The 16,724-nt window shown below is 32.1% G+C and carries 18 protein-coding genes; 10 read left to right on the top strand and 8 right to left on the bottom strand.

All coding sequences use genetic code 11. The features are described 5' to 3' along the window. Positions 1-8: 8 nt before the first annotated feature. Entirely contained in the window at positions 9-557 is a 549-nt protein-coding gene (locus RG22_RS14255; protein WP_034044500.1) for a DUF3575 domain-containing protein, read from the top strand. 103 nt (positions 558-660) lie between these two features. Further along, positions 661-1,860: a PHP domain-containing protein gene (locus tag RG22_RS14250; protein ID WP_034044498.1), complete on the top strand. Its 1,200-nt coding sequence runs from the start codon at positions 661-663 to the stop codon at positions 1,858-1,860. Between the two features lie 55 nt (positions 1,861-1,915). Here RG22_RS14250 and RG22_RS14245 read toward each other — a convergent pair whose 3' ends face one another. Continuing rightward, entirely contained in the window at positions 1,916-4,684 is a 2,769-nt protein-coding gene (locus RG22_RS14245; protein WP_034044495.1) for a M16 family metallopeptidase, read from the bottom strand. Between the two features lie 176 nt (positions 4,685-4,860). Between RG22_RS14245 and RG22_RS14240 the strand changes: the two genes are divergently transcribed. The 8 genes from RG22_RS14240 to RG22_RS14205 all read left to right on the top strand — a co-directional run bounded on the left by RG22_RS14240 (position 4,861) and on the right by RG22_RS14205 (position 10,904). Continuing rightward, positions 4,861-5,625, top strand: coding sequence for a ParA family protein (locus RG22_RS14240; protein ID WP_034044493.1), 765 nt, complete (start codon positions 4,861-4,863; stop codon positions 5,623-5,625). A 3-nt stretch (positions 5,626-5,628) separates the two neighbouring features. Further along, positions 5,629-6,540, top strand: a complete 912-nt coding sequence (locus RG22_RS14235) for a ParB/RepB/Spo0J family partition protein (protein ID WP_034044490.1) — start codon at positions 5,629-5,631, stop codon at positions 6,538-6,540. Continuing rightward, positions 6,530-7,150: a DUF5683 domain-containing protein gene (locus RG22_RS14230; RefSeq protein WP_034044489.1), complete on the top strand. Its 621-nt coding sequence runs from the start codon at positions 6,530-6,532 to the stop codon at positions 7,148-7,150. Before RG22_RS14235 ends, RG22_RS14230 begins: the two co-directional genes overlap by 11 nt. 27 nt (positions 7,151-7,177) lie before the next feature. After that, positions 7,178-7,882, top strand: a complete 705-nt coding sequence (gene dapB / locus RG22_RS14225; protein WP_034044486.1) for a 4-hydroxy-tetrahydrodipicolinate reductase — start codon at positions 7,178-7,180, stop codon at positions 7,880-7,882. A gap of 95 nt (positions 7,883-7,977) precedes the next feature. Beyond that, positions 7,978-9,558, top strand: coding sequence for a signal peptidase I (lepB, locus tag RG22_RS14220; RefSeq protein WP_034044484.1), 1,581 nt, complete (start codon positions 7,978-7,980; stop codon positions 9,556-9,558). A 39-nt stretch (positions 9,559-9,597) separates the two neighbouring features. Beyond that, a complete protein-coding gene (locus RG22_RS14215) occupies positions 9,598-9,960 on the top strand; it encodes a four helix bundle protein (protein WP_034044482.1) in 363 nt (120 codons plus the stop codon). Between the two features lie 12 nt (positions 9,961-9,972). Beyond that, positions 9,973-10,596 (top strand): WbqC family protein, encoded by a 624-nt coding sequence (locus tag RG22_RS14210; protein WP_034044479.1) that lies wholly within the window; start codon positions 9,973-9,975, stop codon positions 10,594-10,596. Continuing rightward, positions 10,596-10,904 carry a DUF6122 family protein gene (locus tag RG22_RS14205; protein WP_034044477.1) on the top strand — a complete coding sequence of 103 codons (309 nt, stop codon included), beginning with the start codon at positions 10,596-10,598 and terminating at the stop codon, positions 10,902-10,904. The genes RG22_RS14210 and RG22_RS14205 overlap by 1 nt, the downstream gene beginning before the upstream one ends. Positions 10,905-10,981: 77 nt before the next feature. On the opposite strand, the gene RG22_RS14200 is transcribed toward RG22_RS14205, so the two are convergent. From RG22_RS14200 to ribH, 7 genes are all read right to left on the bottom strand, one after another. Beyond that, positions 10,982-12,004, bottom strand: coding sequence for an endonuclease/exonuclease/phosphatase family protein (locus RG22_RS14200; RefSeq protein ID WP_034044474.1), 1,023 nt, complete (start codon positions 12,002-12,004; stop codon positions 10,982-10,984). A gap of 30 nt (positions 12,005-12,034) precedes the next feature. Then, positions 12,035-12,883 carry a rhomboid family protein gene (locus RG22_RS14195; protein WP_034046132.1) on the bottom strand — a complete coding sequence of 283 codons (849 nt, stop codon included), beginning with the start codon at positions 12,881-12,883 and terminating at the stop codon, positions 12,035-12,037. A gap of 1 nt (position 12,884) precedes the next feature. Then, positions 12,885-13,631 (bottom strand): rhomboid family intramembrane serine protease, encoded by a 747-nt coding sequence (locus RG22_RS14190; RefSeq protein WP_034044472.1) that lies wholly within the window; start codon positions 13,629-13,631, stop codon positions 12,885-12,887. A 2-nt stretch (positions 13,632-13,633) separates the two neighbouring features. Further along, positions 13,634-15,484, bottom strand: a complete 1,851-nt coding sequence (mutL, locus tag RG22_RS14185; RefSeq protein ID WP_034044470.1) for a DNA mismatch repair endonuclease MutL — start codon at positions 15,482-15,484, stop codon at positions 13,634-13,636. 4 nt (positions 15,485-15,488) lie between these two features. Next, a complete protein-coding gene (locus RG22_RS14180) occupies positions 15,489-15,767 on the bottom strand; it encodes a hypothetical protein (protein WP_034044468.1) in 279 nt (92 codons plus the stop codon). A gap of 20 nt (positions 15,768-15,787) precedes the next feature. Further along, positions 15,788-16,018: a hypothetical protein gene (locus RG22_RS14175; RefSeq protein ID WP_034044465.1), complete on the bottom strand. Its 231-nt coding sequence runs from the start codon at positions 16,016-16,018 to the stop codon at positions 15,788-15,790. Between the two features lie 220 nt (positions 16,019-16,238). Continuing rightward, on the bottom strand, positions 16,239-16,724 hold the full coding sequence (gene ribH / locus RG22_RS14170) for a 6,7-dimethyl-8-ribityllumazine synthase (protein WP_034044464.1): 486 nt from the start codon (positions 16,722-16,724) through the stop codon (positions 16,239-16,241).

Here is a 16,724-nt window from a genome sequence, read left to right as displayed (position 1 = left end):
TACATTTTATGAAAAAACCCTTTTTAATAATAGCTATGCTATTTTCAATTCTTTCTGTCAATGGACAAAGTCAAAATAAAACAATTTCTAAATCATTAGAAAATAAAAATGAAATAAAACTTAATGTTTATTCTACATCATTGGGGCTTTTTGAAGGAACTTATGAAAGAAATTTAAATAGTAAGTCATCATTAGGAATAACTGGATTGTATGCTTTTAGTCAAAAATACGATGAGGATGTAAATTTTCAAATAACGCCTTTTTACAGAAGATACTTTGCTCAGAAATATGCCTCAGGTTTTTTTGCTGAAGGATTTGCAACAATAGGTTCTGTTGATGGAAAACAGCTAAGAGATGTAAATGGAAATTTAACAGCAAATGAAGGTTCTGATGTAATTGATTTATCACCTGGTTTAAGTATTGGATACAAATGGGTTACCAAAAGCGGAATTACTTTTGAGGCTTTATTTGGAATGGGAGGAAATTTATTTAATGCTGATAAAACAGACCATAATATAATCAATCGTCGCGCAATAAGTATCGGTTACCGATTTTAGTCTGAATAAAAACGTTTTACAACAATGAATAACCTCCAAACAAATCTTCAACAAAGTTCATTTTCCATATATTAGCTATATCACTTTTTTAAACCCTTAATAAATGAACACTTTAAAAACATCAACACTAGCAATATTTATTTTATTTTTTGCTTGCAACGAAAGCAAACCTTCTTCTGAAAAACAATGGTATAAAGGAAACTTACACACCCATTCGTATTGGAGTGATGGCGACGAATTCCCAGAGGTTATTATGGATTGGTATAAAAATAACGGTTATCAATTTGTGGCTTTAACAGATCATAATACTTTAGCAGAAGGCGAAAAATGGAAAACTATTTCTAATGATTCCATTTATCAAAACGCCTTTAAAAATTATTTGAATACCTATGGTTCAGATTGGGTTAAACATAAACAGGATTCCTTAAACAGAACTCAAGTCAGACTAAAAACCTACAAAGAATATAAACCCAAATTTGAAGAAGATGGTAAATTTTTAATCATTCAATCTGAAGAAATAACAGACAGCTACAATGGTAAGCCCATACATATTAATGCTACCAATGTTAAAAGAAAAATAGATCCGCAAGCTGGCAATAGTGTTTTAGAAGTTATGCAAAATAATTTAGATGAAGTAGCAAAACATAAAGAAGAATTCGGCACTCCAATAATCGCTCATATTAACCACCCAAATTTTGGATATGCCATTAATCTTGAAGATATGATAGGGTTGAAAAACGAACAGTTTTTTGAGGTTTATAATGGTCACCCCGCAGTACATAACTCTGGAAATAACGAGCATATTTCTACAGAATTAATGTGGGATTATATCAATATGGCTTACATTGAAAACAACAAGCCATTAATGTACGGACTTGCTACCGATGATTCTCATCATTACCACAGAAAAGGCAGTAAGTGGAGTAATGCTGGTAGAGGTTGGATTATGGTGCAAGCCGATTCACTCAACCCAAAATCGATAATAGATGCTATGGAAGTTGGACAGTTTTATGCGAGTACTGGTGTAGAATTAAAAGACTTAACATTCGAAAACAACACCCTTTCTGTTCAAGTTAAAGAATATAAAAACACGACTTATAAAATATCGTTTATTGGATGTGAAAAAGGACAAGCTGAACCTGAAGAATTTGCTTCTTTTGAAAGTAGCAAAGCTAGTTTTAAGTTAACAAATAATATGCTTTATGTAAGATGTAAAATAACATCTTCAAAATTACACGAAAATCCTATTGAAGATTTACTGTTTGAAAACGCTTGGACACAACCTTATATTTTTACAGAATAAAAAAAAGCCAATTTATAAAAATATCAATTGGCTTTTTTTGTTATCAAGATAGTTCTTAGTCTACTTTTTTGTCTGTTTTTATTTCTGGTGACTTTTCGAAATCTCCAGCATTTACAACCGTCCAATTATCAAAGGTTTTAAAGTATTTTTTAATCACTTTATTTACATCATCAACAGTTAAACTAGTAACACGATCTTCAATATCTTTATAAAACATCATATCTCTATCATAATATAAATTATTGTTGATTGTAGAAGATAATTCATTGTCTTTAGCTCTTGATACATTTTGCCCTTGTACCCAACTTGTAACGGCAACTTTAAGCTCATCTTCTGTAATACCATCTGCAATAAAACGTTCAATTTCTTCACTAAAACCTTTCTGCACTTTAGCTGCATTTTCTGGCGCATAAATAGCATAAACCAAAATAGATGATTTTTTATCTTTATCATCCGCATCTGCATTTACGTAACCTCCAGCACCATAACTAATACCATCTTTTTGACGTAAACGTCCTGCTATTCTTGAATTTAAAAATCCACCACCAAAAATTGATCCTGCAACTTGTAAAGCAGCATAATCTTCGTCAACTTGACTGCCTTCAAAAGCTAAAACACCAATACTAATAGCATTCTTTTTGTCTGGAGTTTTAATCTTTTCGTTAGCTGCATTATTCGCTATATATTTATCAGATATTGGTGTGTAAGGCTTATCAGATTTAAAATCTGAAAATTCTTTTTCGAAATAATCTTTTAATGATTGCTCATTAATATTACCTATTGCAATTAATGTTGCATTATCTGAAATGCCATAAAACTCGTTGTAATAGTTTTGAATAGCATCAACTGTAACATTATTAATAGCTTCAATATCTTCTTCTAAACTTGTTTTATAAAGTGGGTGTCCTTTTTTATAATTTTGATTAAGTGCTCCTAATTTCTTTTGAGCTAAAAATTGCGGTTCTGTTTTATTTTGTTCAATACCAGCTAATTCTTGGGTTTTAAGTTTTTCTAACTCTGCTTCGTCAAATTTAGGGTTCTTCAACATATCTGTCATTAAAGCTAAAGTTTCCATAAGGTTTTCTTCGGTAGAACTAACATATACATTTACACGACCATTAGAACCTCCAAAACCTACAGACGATTTCAAGGCACTCAATTTATCTTCAATATCTTGTCTTGAGTTATTCTGTGTGCCTTTGTTAAGCATTCTTGCAGTATAACTAGCAACTTTTCCTTTATTCATAAAATCATTCACATTACCGTTTCTAATAGTAAACGACAATGTTACAGACTTACCTCTGTTATTTTTTTTAATAAAACCATACTCAATAGGTGTTTTATTTAAAGTTCCAGAATCTAATCGGTTTTGAATATTTTCGTAAGACACATCAAACGCTTCTCCTGCTCCGTAACCTTCTTTTCCTTTATAACTAGAAACCAAAGCATCAAGTCCATCGGTATGCTCAATTTCTACACGAATAGGTGTTTTTGTTGGAATAAAATTACCAACAGTTCTATTGGTATTTATTAAATAGCGTTGTGCTGCAGCATTTACTTTTTCGGCAGTCATGCTTTCAATTCTATCCCTTGTTATAAAGGCTAATCTCCAATCGCCAGCACCAATAAATTCGCTCATATACGTTCCCAAATAAGCAGAATTTCTACTTATCTGATCTATCTGCTTTAACAAATTAGCTTTAGCACGTTTAACTTCCTCTTCGGTAACTGGTTTGTCTTTTAAACCATCTAATACAGAGAGCAATGTACTTTCTGCTTCAGCTAAAGACTTATCTGAAGGCACATCAACATTTATGTATAAAAACGACGGTTCTTTTGTAAACGGAGAAAAAGACCAAAGACTAGATGCTTTTTTACCATCAACTAAAGCTTTATATAATCTCCCGGAAGGCTGATCAGTTAAAACTTCTTCAGCAACTGCTAATGCTGCATAATCTTCGTGAGATCCAGCTGGTGTATGATATAATGCCGATACAACTTGCAGATCGCCTACACGGCTTAAATTAACACGTTTTTCACCATCTTGAGCAGGCTCAATAGTTGGAACATCTCTTAATGGTGTTTCTGGATTTTTAATACCAGCAAACTTTTTCTCAATTAAAGCTAAAGTCTTATCAGCTTCAAACTTACCTGTAACCATAAGAATAGCATTATCAGGACGGTAATATTTTTTATAAAAAGCTTGTAAATTTTCAATAGGCACACGTTCAATATCAGAGCGATTTCCTATAGTAGATTGTCCATAATTATGCCATAAGAATGCAGCACTAATAACGTTTTTCATGAGCACACCTGTTGGCGAATTTTCACCACTTTCAAATTCATTTCTTACAACTGAAAACTCCGATTCTAAATCTTTTTTAGCAATGTATGAATTCACCATTCTATCAGCCTCTAAATCTAAAGCCCAATCTAAGTTTTCATCATTTGCATTAAACGTTTCGTAATAATTAGTTCTATCGTACCACGTAGTGCCGTTTGGTCTAGAACCTCGTTCGGTTAACTCTTTAGGAATATCTGGATGATTTGGCGTGCCTTTAAAAACCATATGTTCTAACAAATGAGCCATTCCTTTTTCGCCGTAACCCTCATGTCGAGAACCAACCATATAGGTTATATTAACTGTAATGGTTTGTGCAGAATTATCTGGAAATAATAGTACTTTCATACCATTATCTAGCTTGTATTCTGTAATACCTTCAACACTTGCCGTTTTTTTAATTTGAGCTTCAACAGCTGTTGAAAATGAAACTAATAAGATAAAGCAAAGTGAAATTTTTAGTAGATAATTAATTTTTTTCATAATGTATATTTGATGTTTTTGTAAATATAAGATAACTAATTGTCTTTTTTTGTTAAAAATTTAACAAAAAAATAGAGATTTCTCACAACAAAATGTAGCTAATCGAATGTTAACAAGTTCGGTTTTTATTCCTCATAAATAATTGTATTTTTACGCTTAATAAAACCAAATCATTAATGGGTAAAATCATTGCAATTGCCAACCAAAAAGGTGGTGTTGGAAAAACAACAACATCTATAAATTTAGCAGCTTCTCTTGGAGTTCTAGAAAAAAAAGTATTACTTATTGATGCTGACCCTCAGGCAAATGCGACTTCTGGAATTGGAATTGATGTAGAATCTGTAGATATAGGAACCTATCAGCTTTTAGAGCATTCTAATTCGGCAAAAGAAGCTATAGTAAAAACCGAAACACCAAACTTAGATATTATTCCTGCTCATATTGACTTAGTGGCTATTGAAATAGAACTTGTTGATAAAGATGAGCGTGAGTACATGCTAAAAAAAGCCCTACTTGAAATTAAAGATGATTACGACTATATTTTAATTGACTGTGCGCCATCTTTGGGTTTATTAACATTAAACGCCCTTACTGCCGCTGATGCTGTAATTATACCAATTCAGTGTGAATACTTTGCTTTAGAAGGTTTAGGGAAACTTTTAAATACTATTAAAAGTGTACAAAAAATTCACAACCCAGAATTAGATATTGAAGGCTTATTGCTTACTATGTACGATTCGCGTTTAAGATTATCTAACCAAGTGGTAGAAGAAGTACAAAGGCACTTTAACAATATGGTATTCCAAACCATTATACAACGTAACGTGCGATTAAGCGAGGCACCAAGCTATGGTGAGAGCATAATTAATTATGATGCAGGTAGCAAAGGCGCGAGTAATTACTTAAGTTTGGCAAAAGAAATTATCAATAAAAATTCCTAAATTATGGCTAAAGCAACTAAAAAACAAGCTTTAGGCAGAGGTTTATCGGCACTTTTAAAAGACCCGAGTAACGATATTCAATCTGTTCAAGATAAAAATGCCGACAAAGTTATAGGTAATATTGTTGAGCTGGATTTAGATTTTATTGAAGTCAATCCGTTTCAACCACGTACAAATTTTAGTGAAGAATCATTACGGGAATTAGCATCTTCGATAAAAGAATTAGGCATTATTCAACCCATAACAGTTAGAAAATTAGGATTAAACAAATACCAATTAGTATCTGGGGAACGCCGTTTTAGAGCTTCAAAATTATTAAGATTAGAAACCATTCCTGCATATGTAAGAATTGCGAACGATCAAGAATCGTTGGAAATGGCTTTGGTTGAAAATATTCAACGCCAAGATTTAGACCCTATTGAAATCGCGCTTTCATACCAACGTTTAATCGACGAAATTAATTTAACCCAAGAGCAAATGAGCGAGCGTGTTGGAAAAAAACGCTCTACCATTGCTAACTATTTACGCTTATTAAAACTAGACCCTATCATACAAACGGGTATGCGCGATGGTTTTATTTCTATGGGACACGGGCGCGCTTTAATTACTATTGAAGACCAATCGATTCAACTAGATATTTACGAAAAAATACTCTCTAATAAATTATCGGTTAGAGAAACGGAAGGTTTAGTGCGTAATTTTAATAGTAATGAAAATGTAGAAATACCTTCTAAGAAAGAAGATAATGAAGATGTGCCAAAATTTATAAAAAAAGGAATTACAGCATTTTCAGAATACTTTGGACACAAAATTGACGTTAAAGTCTCTAAAAACGGAAAAGGAAAAATAACGATTCCTTTTCATTCTGAAGAAGATTTTAATCGTATTAAAAAATTGGTTCAAGGTGCTAAATAAGATTTTAATAACAATAATATTTTTACTTATAAGTTGCTTTTCATTATTAGCTCAAAATAAAGATGATGATAAAAAACTGGGAGATTTACCTAAAGAAGTTGTTGTAGATTCTATTATTAAAATCAAAGACCCTATCAACCCATTATCACCTGCAAAAGCAGCATTTTACTCAGCCATTTTACCAGGTTTAGGGCAAGCTTACAACAAAAAATATTGGAAAATACCTTTAGTTTATGCGGCTTTGGGTACTGGAATCTATTTTTATACCACCAACAACAAAGAATACAACCGATACCGCGATGCTTACAAAAGCAGATTAGCAGGTTTTACAAATGATGAATTTTATTTAGATGCTAATGGCGACCAACTACCAACTCCTAGAGTTACTGATGATGGTTTACGTCGTGCTCAAAAATTATTCAGAAAAAACAAAGAAATTTCACTTTTAGTAACCGTCGGCTTGTATGCTCTAAATATTATTGATGCCAATGTAGATGCACATTTATTGCAATATAATGTAGATGAAAATTTAACATTAGCGCCACATTATGAAATAAATAAAAGAGATGCTACAAGTAATCTCGGGTTAACCTTAAACTTTAAATTCTAAGCCCATAATGGGCATTAAACATACAATATGAATATAGCTTTACTCGGATATGGTAAAATGGGGAAAACCATAGAACAAATAGCCATTAAACGCGGGCATAATATTGTTTTAACAGTAGATAAAGACGATACAGACTACGATATTACAAAAGCCGATGTTGCCATAGATTTTAGTATCCCAGATGTTGCTTTCAATAATATTTCTAATTGTATAAATAATAACGTACCAGTTATTTCTGGTACTACAGGTTGGCTACATAAATATAATGATGCCCTAAATTTATGCAAAGAAAAAGATGGTGCTTTTATTTATGCATCAAACTACAGTTTAGGTGTTAATATTTTTTTTGAGTTGAATAAAACACTTGCAAAAATGATGAGCGCGTTAAAACAATATAACGTTTCGATGGAAGAAATTCATCACACTCAAAAATTAGATGCACCAAGCGGAACAGCGATATCTTTAGCAGATGGTATTATTTCTCAACATGAAGGATTCGATAACTGGAAGTTAGATGAAAACGGAGAAAAAGTCATTCCAATTACAGCAAAACGTATTGAAAATGTGCCAGGAACACATACCGTAAGTTATGAGAGTGAAGTAGACTCTATATCTATAGAACACGTAGCACACAACCGACAAGGTTTTGCTTTAGGAGCTGTAGTTGCAGCAGAATGGATTGTGGGTAAAACAGGTGTTTTCACTATGAACGACGTGTTAAATATAGGTTAATGTTTAACTTATATGTAACAGCATAATATAATTTGCAACAAACAAATCAATAAAACAAATCAATTGTCATTAGACAATTATCAATAAAATAAGTTATGACGCTAACGCAATGGTTTATATTCATCTTGATTATTCAAGTAATTCACGGTTTAGGCACTTGGAAACTATATATTAAAGCAGGCAGACAAGCCTGGGAAGCCTTCGTTCCTGTTTATAATGGTGTTATTTTAATGAAAATAATAAATCGCCCTTGGTGGTGGATTATTCTATTATTCTTACCCATTGTAAACCTCATTATGTTAATGGTAGTATGGGTAGAAACCGCAAGAAGCTTTGGAAAAAACACATACCTCGACACCTTTTTAGCCGTTATAACTCTTGGATTTTATAACTTCTATTTAAATTATGTCGCAGATGCTACCTATATAAAAGAAAGAGATTTGCAACCAAAATCGGGTTCTGGCGAATGGACAAGTTCTATTTTATTTGCTATTGTTGCCGCAACCATTGTACATACGTATTTTATTCAACCCTTTACTATTCCATCGTCATCTTTAGAAAAATCATTGTTAGTTGGCGATTTTCTTTTTGTTAGCAAGTTTCATTACGGTGCCAGAATACCTATGACGACTGTTGGAGCCCCTATGGTACACGATACCATTCCTGTTTTAAATAAGAAATCGTATTTATTTAACGATCATTTTGAAGAAAGAAAAACATCGTGGATAAATAAATTACAATTGCCATATTTACGATTACCAGGGTTTGAGAAAATTGATAGAAACGAGATTGTTGTTTTTAATCAACCTGCAGACACGCTTCGAAATATGGATGATTTCACTCCAGATAGAAACTACTATAAACCTATTGATAAAAAAACCAATTTGGTAAAACGCTGCGTTGCTATTGCTGGTGATTCTTTAGAAATTCGTGATGGTTATGTTTATATAAATGGAAAGAAAAATGAGTTACCAGATAGAGCGCATCTACAGTTTAGTTATTTAGTGCAACCAAAAACCAATCAATTTAATGCCAAATACCTTAAAGAACGCTACGACATTACTGACAGATTTGGTATAACAAACCAGCAGAACACTTATTACTTTTCAGCCATTTCTGATGAAGCATTAGCTAAATTTAAAAATCATCCAAATGTTGCTAGCATTACACCAAATAAACAAGTAAAAGGAGAAAGAGACTCTGATATTTTTCCACATGATCCGAATTACAATTGGAATGTTGATTTTTTTGGACCACTTTACATTCCAGAAGAAGGTAAAACCATCGATATTAATTTAGAAGTTTTACCACTTTATAAACGCGTAATTACAGAATACGAAGGCAACACATTACAAGTAAAAGGCAATCAAATTTTTATAAATGGTAAAGTTGCAGACACGTATACTTTTAAACAAAACTATTACTGGATGATGGGAGATAATCGCCATAACTCTATAGATGCCAGACGTTGGGGCTTTGTCCCTTTTGATCATGTTTTAGGCAAACCTGTGTTTATTTGGATGAGCTGGGACGGTATTAAAAACCCGCGCTGGGAACGCTTTTTTACGACGGTTAGCGGCACTGGAAAAGCTACGTCTTATTTTATTCCTTTTTTAATTTTCCTATTTGGGTATATTGGGTTTAATAAGTGGAGAGCACGCAAGAAGAAAAGTTGATTTGTTTTTTGTTTATTTGGTTATCTGATATTAAAAAAGATGTTCACATATAGCTTTGAAAAACTAGAGGTATGGATTGAGTCTAAAAAACTCACTAAAGACATGTATCTAATCACTAAAAAATTTCCTTCTGGCGAAAAGTTTGGTTTAACTTCTCAATTAAGAAGAGCTTCAATTTCAGTTTGCTCAAATATAGCAGAAGGATCTGCAAGAAAAACGAATAAAGACAAAGCTCATTTTACAATTATGGCATTTAGTTCCGCTGTAGAAGTTTTAAACCAAATTATTATTGCACACGAATTGGAGTTCATCAATTCAAAAGAATATAAAAATTTAAGAGAACAAATTGAAAGCATAACTAATAAGTTGAATGCGTTACGGAACTATCAAATCAACAAATAAACGCATCCACGAATGAGCATCCTACTTCATCCAACATATTTCCCTAGTATTGCACATTTTGTTGCTATTGTAAATTCAGAACAGGTAGTATTTGAAGTTGATGATAATTTTGTAAAACAAACTTACAGAAATCGCACTTATATTTATGGTGCTAACGGAAAATTAGCTTTAAATATTCCTGTAATTTATACTCAAAAAAATCGTCAAAAATATAAGGACGTTAAAATTTTTAATAAAGAAAAATGGCAAAGTCTTCATTGGAAATCATTACTTTCAGCTTACAGAACGTCTCCTTTTTTTGAATATTATGAAGATGAACTTCAGCCTTTATTTGAATTAAAATCAGATTATATTTTAGATTTTAACATGACATGTTTTGAGGTTATTTGTGAGTGTTTACAATTAGAATTAAACACTTCTAAAACTCAAGTTTTCCAGAAAACGATTGAAAATAAAACAGATTTTAGATACTTAGTAAATGTTAAAAAAGAACAAATTCAACCATTTGAAACTTACACACAAGTATTTAGCAATAAGCACGGTTTTATTCCTAATTTGAGTATTTTAGACTTGTTATTTAATGAAGGTCCAAATGCCTTAAATTATTTAGAATCTCAAACCTTAACACCACTATAATGTTACAAACATTTGCACATTATGGATGTCATTTTTTAATTCCGCTTTTTGTAGCTTTAATTTGGTATAAACCGAATTGGAAATTTGCTTTTTTAATTATGATTTCTGGTATGCTAATAGATTTAGATCATTTATTAGCGAACCCCGTTTTTGACCCAAATAGATGCAGTATAGGCTTTCATCCGCTTCACTCCTATTTTGCCATAACATTTTATCTGTTTCTATTAATTCCTAAAAAATCTAGATTAGTAGCTTTAGGATTAGTTATTCATATTATTGCAGATGTGGTGGATTGTAGTTTTATGTGAATAGTTTACAACAAGCAGGTTGCCATATTTCGACTAAGCTCAATACAGGCTTTCGTTCCTCCTTCGCAATGACGTAATTACTCTAAACTCAGAGTAGTCATTATCGGATAATGATCAGAATAATGGGCGTTATAAGCTTTAAATCTATTAATTAAAAAAGCATCATCAGTTAAAATAAAATCGATTCTTATAGGGAAAAATTTAAAATCGTAAGTCCGCCCGAAACCATTGCCTCCTTCAATAAAAGCATCATTCAAATTACCCTTAATTTTTCTATATACATACGAAAATGCAGTGTTGTTAAAATCGCCACAGATTATCATTTTGTATGGGCATTGCTTTTTATGCATTAAAAATAATTCGGCTTGAAACTGCTGCATTTTAAACGTGGTACCGACTCTATTAAAAAGACGTTCAGAATTTTCTTTTTTAAGACTTTCGGCTTTGGTATTAATACGTAATGATTCTAAATGAATATTATAAATTCTTATAGTATCCATTCCTTTTACAACATCAGCAAATATGGCATTGTTAGCTGTTTCAGGGAATTCAATAGAGCCAGAATTAATAATAGGATATTGCGAAAAAATGGCTTGTCCGTACTTTGTTTTTTTACCAGAAAGCTTTTCAAATTTATATTTAAAAAAAGATAAATCTATGTTTTTATGCGGATGATATTCTTGAACACTTAAAATTTCTGGTGATTCGGTTCTAATAAAATCAACAATGTTAGTTTCTACACTATCTTCAGGAATCCAATTATAAAGATTAAATAACCTCACGTTATAATTCATTACTTTAAAGTTATTAGGATTTTCAATATGTTTTGAAGATGAAAATTTATATAACGATCCAAAAAATATATAGCCAATTAAAAGCACTACAAACGATAATATAAATTGCTTTTTAAGTTTAATGAGCCAGTATAAAAAAAACAGAGCATTACACAAAATTAAAAAAGCAACGCCTAAACTAAGAACAGATAATACCGAAAATGTTTTAGGAGATGCAAAAGGCAAAAGATATGATAACAAAAGAAGGATAGCGAAAACTGCATTTATAAAGTAAATAATTTTATTTATAAAACTTAGTTTTTTCATGGCGTTAATCTTGATGAGTGATGACCGAAGTTACTTTCCTGCTTTAAAAAGAAACTCCTTTTCTTTGGCAGTTAAACTATCATAACCGCTTTTGCTAATCTTGTCTAATATAACATCTATTTTTTTCTGATTATTAAACTGATTAAATTCGCCTTTAGTATAACCACCAACTTTAGTTTTATTTTTGTGTACCGTTTTTAAAGGTGATTTTTTTGAAGGTTTAAATAGACTTACAAAAGCATCCATAAGTTTCTCGAAACCTTTACCTATATCTTTACCTTTTAATAATTGTTTTGCGTAATAATACCCTAATAAAGCACCACCCAAGTGCGCTAAATTACCACCAGCGTTAAGACCAAATAAGCCTAATACATCTAAAACAACAATAGCAACACCTACATACCAAAGCTTTAAGCTAAACGTAAAAAAGCGTACTTCTTGATTTGGCATATAAGCACAAATAAAAATTAATAAGGCTCTAACAGCAGCAGATGCACCAACTAATCTTGAATTAGCGCCAAATATGTTTGGAAATAAAGTATAACAAAGCATGTATAATAATCCGCCAGAAATAGCACCAAGAAAATAAATATTAAGCGCCATTTTAGCACTAAATAAATTTAAAAACATACGCCCTATAAAATAAAGCCAAAGCATGTTAAATAGGATGTGGAAAAAATCACCATGTAAAAAAGCATAAGTAATAATTGACCACGGTTTTAGAATAAAATCAGAAAAATCACTTGGTAATTCAAACCAAGAAAGTCCATTTTTAAAAATTAATCCAATAGCAAAAACAACAACGTTAATGGCTATAATTTTTTCTAATACATTAAGATTAGATAATTTATGTTTTATGTCTTGAGAGAGTGATGTCATTTTAATTCCAACGGTTTTTATTAAACTGTGTTTTTTTCCAATACCACATAATAATGGCACCTGTTATTGCTCCGCCAACATGAGCAAAATGCGCAATATTTACACCTCCAAAAATAGATTGTCCAGATAATCCCAAAATTGTTTCAATTATTAAAATACCAGGAATAAAATATTTAGCTTTAACTGGAATTGGTAAAAAAATCAACATTAATTCTGCGTTCGGATTCATCATACCAAAAGCTGCTATAATTCCCATCAAACACCCTGAAGCTCCAACCATACCAGTATTATAAATTTGAAAAATATCTTCTAGTTGATTGAATTGAAGTGTACTAACCCCAGTTGGTGGAACACCAGAAGACAACGACTTAAGTATCTCTGCTTCAGATATACCAGAGGTTATCAACTCATTGAAACTAGGCAAAAATCTAAAATAATATTCACCTAGTTGAAGTGCTAATGCTCCTAAACCTGCAGAAAAATAAATAAACAAAAAACGCTTAGAACCAAGGGCTTGCTCTACTGGAGAACCAAACATCCAAAGTCCAAACATGTTAAGAGCAATATGTATTAAACTTCCATGCATAAACATGTGCGTAATAATTTGCCAAGGTTGAAATGCTTCATTTTTAGGAAAATACATCGTAAACAAATTGGAAAACAAATTTCCTCCAATAAACATAGTCCCTATAAACATAATCACATTAATAATGATTAAATGCTTAACGGTATCTGAAATTCTCATCATATTTATATAAATTTTTTATCTAATTCATCAACACTCATCGTTACAAATGTTGTTCTATTAGTAGGCGACACATTAGGTTCTTTACAAGCAAATAAACGGTTTACCAAATGCTCTTGCTCATCTTTTTGTAAAGATTGTCCTGTTTTAATCGCCAAACTTTTTGCCATCGATTTTGCTAATAAATCGGTAGCACTAAAATGCGTATCGGGTACCTCGTTTTCCACATCGCTAATAAGCTGTTCTAAAATAATAGACACCTCGCTTTCTGGTACACTTACAGGAACACCTATAATTTCAACTGATTCTTTATTAACGCTAGAAAATATAAAACCTGTATGTTCTAAATCTTCTTTTAATTGATTTATTATTTCAATGTCTTGGATTGAAAAATGAAGCTGAAGCGGAAATAATAATTGCTGACTTACGGCTTCTTTAATCGTCATGTTTTTAAGAAAATCTTCGTATAAAACACGTTGATGCGCACGGTGTTGATCGATAACTAACATACCAGATTTAATGGTACTTACTATGTATTTGTTATGAAGCTGATAGGTGGTTTGGATTTTATCAACTTGCTTATCATCATTAAATATAGAGCCTGTAGATTCTTCACTCTCAAAATGAACCTCGCTAAAATCTTGTTGTGTTTTTGTGCCTTTCGATTCTAATCCCACATATAAATTCTCCCAACTTGCAACGGGTTCTTTTTTGTAAGCCACTGCTCTAGCTTTAGATTGTGTTTCTTCTTGAAATGGATTAAAGCTTCTATCGACTTCAATCGTTGGTGTATTTGTATCTGTTTTATTATAATTATAGGGTGTATCGAGGTTTGAATCTCTTTCAAAATCAAGAACAGGTGCAATGTTGAATTGCCCTAAACTATGTTTTACTGCCGAACGTAATAAAGCATAAAGCGTATGCTCGTCATCAAACTTTATTTCTGTTTTTGTGGGATGAATATTAATATCAATGGTTTGCGGGTCGACTGTTAAGTTTAAAAAATAACTGGGGTGTGTACCATTTTTAAGCAAACCATCAAAAGCTGATGCTATAGCATGGTTTAAATATGCGCTTTTTATAAAGCGATCATTAACAAAAAAATACTGTTCGCCTCTGGTTTTTTTTGCGTACTCGGGTTTACCAACAAATCCTGAAATTTTCAGCACTTCGGTATCTTCTTCAACAGGCACTAATTTCTCATTGGTTTTATTTCCGAAGATGTTTACAATACGCTGTCTGTACTTACTAATTGGTAAATTAAACGCTTCGCTTCCATTGTTATATAAAGCAAAACTAATATTTGGATGCGCTAATGCTACTCGATGAAATTCATCAATAATATGGCGTAATTCAACCGTATTCGACTTCAAAAAATTACGTCGTGCAGGAATATTAAAAAACAGATTTTTTACAGAAATTGATGTGCCTTTTGGGGTTACCACTACCTCTTGCGATGTTACATTACTCCCTTCAATAACAATAGTACTTCCAACATCGTCTTGCTCCTGTTTAGTTTTTAACTCAACATGAGCAATGGCAGCAATACTTGCTAAAGCTTCGCCACGAAAGCCTTTGGTGTGCAGCTGAAATAAATCGTCGGCTGTTCTAATTTTAGATGTGGCGTGGCGCTCGAAACTTAATCGTGCATCGGTAGTACTCATACCTTTACCATCGTCAATAACTTGAATAAGGGTTTTACCAGCATCTTTTATAATAAGTTTAATTGTATTTGCTCCTGCGTCAATAGCATTTTCTAAAAGCTCTTTAACTACCGAAGCTGGTCGTTGTACAACTTCTCCAGCAGCTATTTGATTAGCAACGTGGTCAGGTAAAAGTTGAATAATGTCTGCCATGTATTTATTTAGAAAAGAAAATAGATAAATCGAAATCGATAATAAAAAGAAATACCAAAACAAGAACGCCAACTATAATCAAAATTCGCCTATTTGCTTTTTTGTCTGGGTTTTTATAATCTTCTAAAGCATTATTAAATTTTGTTTTTAAACCTGAATTACTACCAACTGTTGTTCTGTGTTCGTCAAACTTATGCGTTATTTCAAACGGACTACCTTCTCCTTTATAGTAACGTGGTGTATAACTGAATTTTTTGTTTTTACGCAATTTTAAAAGTCCCATAATTTCTAAAGTTTTTAAAGTTACCCGAATTTAGAATCCAATATATACATACAAATCAATAATAATACCAAAACTAAGATTAGCGTACGTATTGACATACTTAAACCCATCTTTGATTTAGGACTTCGTTCTCGTTTCCATTTTGAAACAAATTCTTTTTCTGTACGCTCCTCTAAATTAGAATCCTTTTCTTCTTCGTTAGAAAACCGAGGTTGATAATTAAAGGTTTTATGTTTTCGTTGTTTAAACAAAATAACAAATGCTTATTTATCAAAAATACTTAAAAACGGACAGAAAACAGAAGTTGAGATGCCAAAAATTGTTAACAAAATCGATATAAATCATTACGTCATTGCGAAGGAAGTATGACTGTGCCAATCTTTTCATTTTAAACAGACTGCCATACTTCGACTGCGCTTAGCACAGGCTAATTACAAAAAAGTAAAACTCGTAGTGACGTGTTTAATTAAACTAGCTATTTTTCCTAAGTTCCGCCATTTTAATAGCAGCAACAGCAGCTTCAGTCCCTTTATTACCGTGTTTTCCACCAGAGCGTTCTATGGCTTGTTGCATGTTATTATCTGTAAGTACACAGAAAATAACTGGTGTTTCTCGAATAACGTTTAGGTCTTTAATCCCTTGTGAAACGGCTTCGCAAACAAAATCGAAATGCTTCGTTTCTCCTTGAATAACACTTCCAATGGCAATTACAGCATTTACCATTTGCTCCTGCATTTTTTTTGCGCCATAAATAAGCTCGAAACTTCCTGGAACATCCCAACGCACAATGTTATTTGGCAATACACCATTTTCTATTAAGGTATCGTATGCGCCTTTATACAAGCCTTCAGTAATAGTATCGTTCCACTCTGAAACAACAATCCCAAACCGAAATTTGCTCGCATTTGGGATTGTTGTATTATCGTAATCGGATAAATTTTTATTTACCGTTGCCAT

Origin of the sequence: Wocania ichthyoenteri Th78, from assembly GCF_000789235.1 — a bacterium.
Classification (GTDB): Bacteria; Bacteroidota; Bacteroidia; order Flavobacteriales; family Flavobacteriaceae; genus Wocania_A; species Wocania_A ichthyoenteri.
Note: the sequence above shows the minus strand (reverse complement) of the source record. Positions and strands in the feature narration are given on the sequence as shown.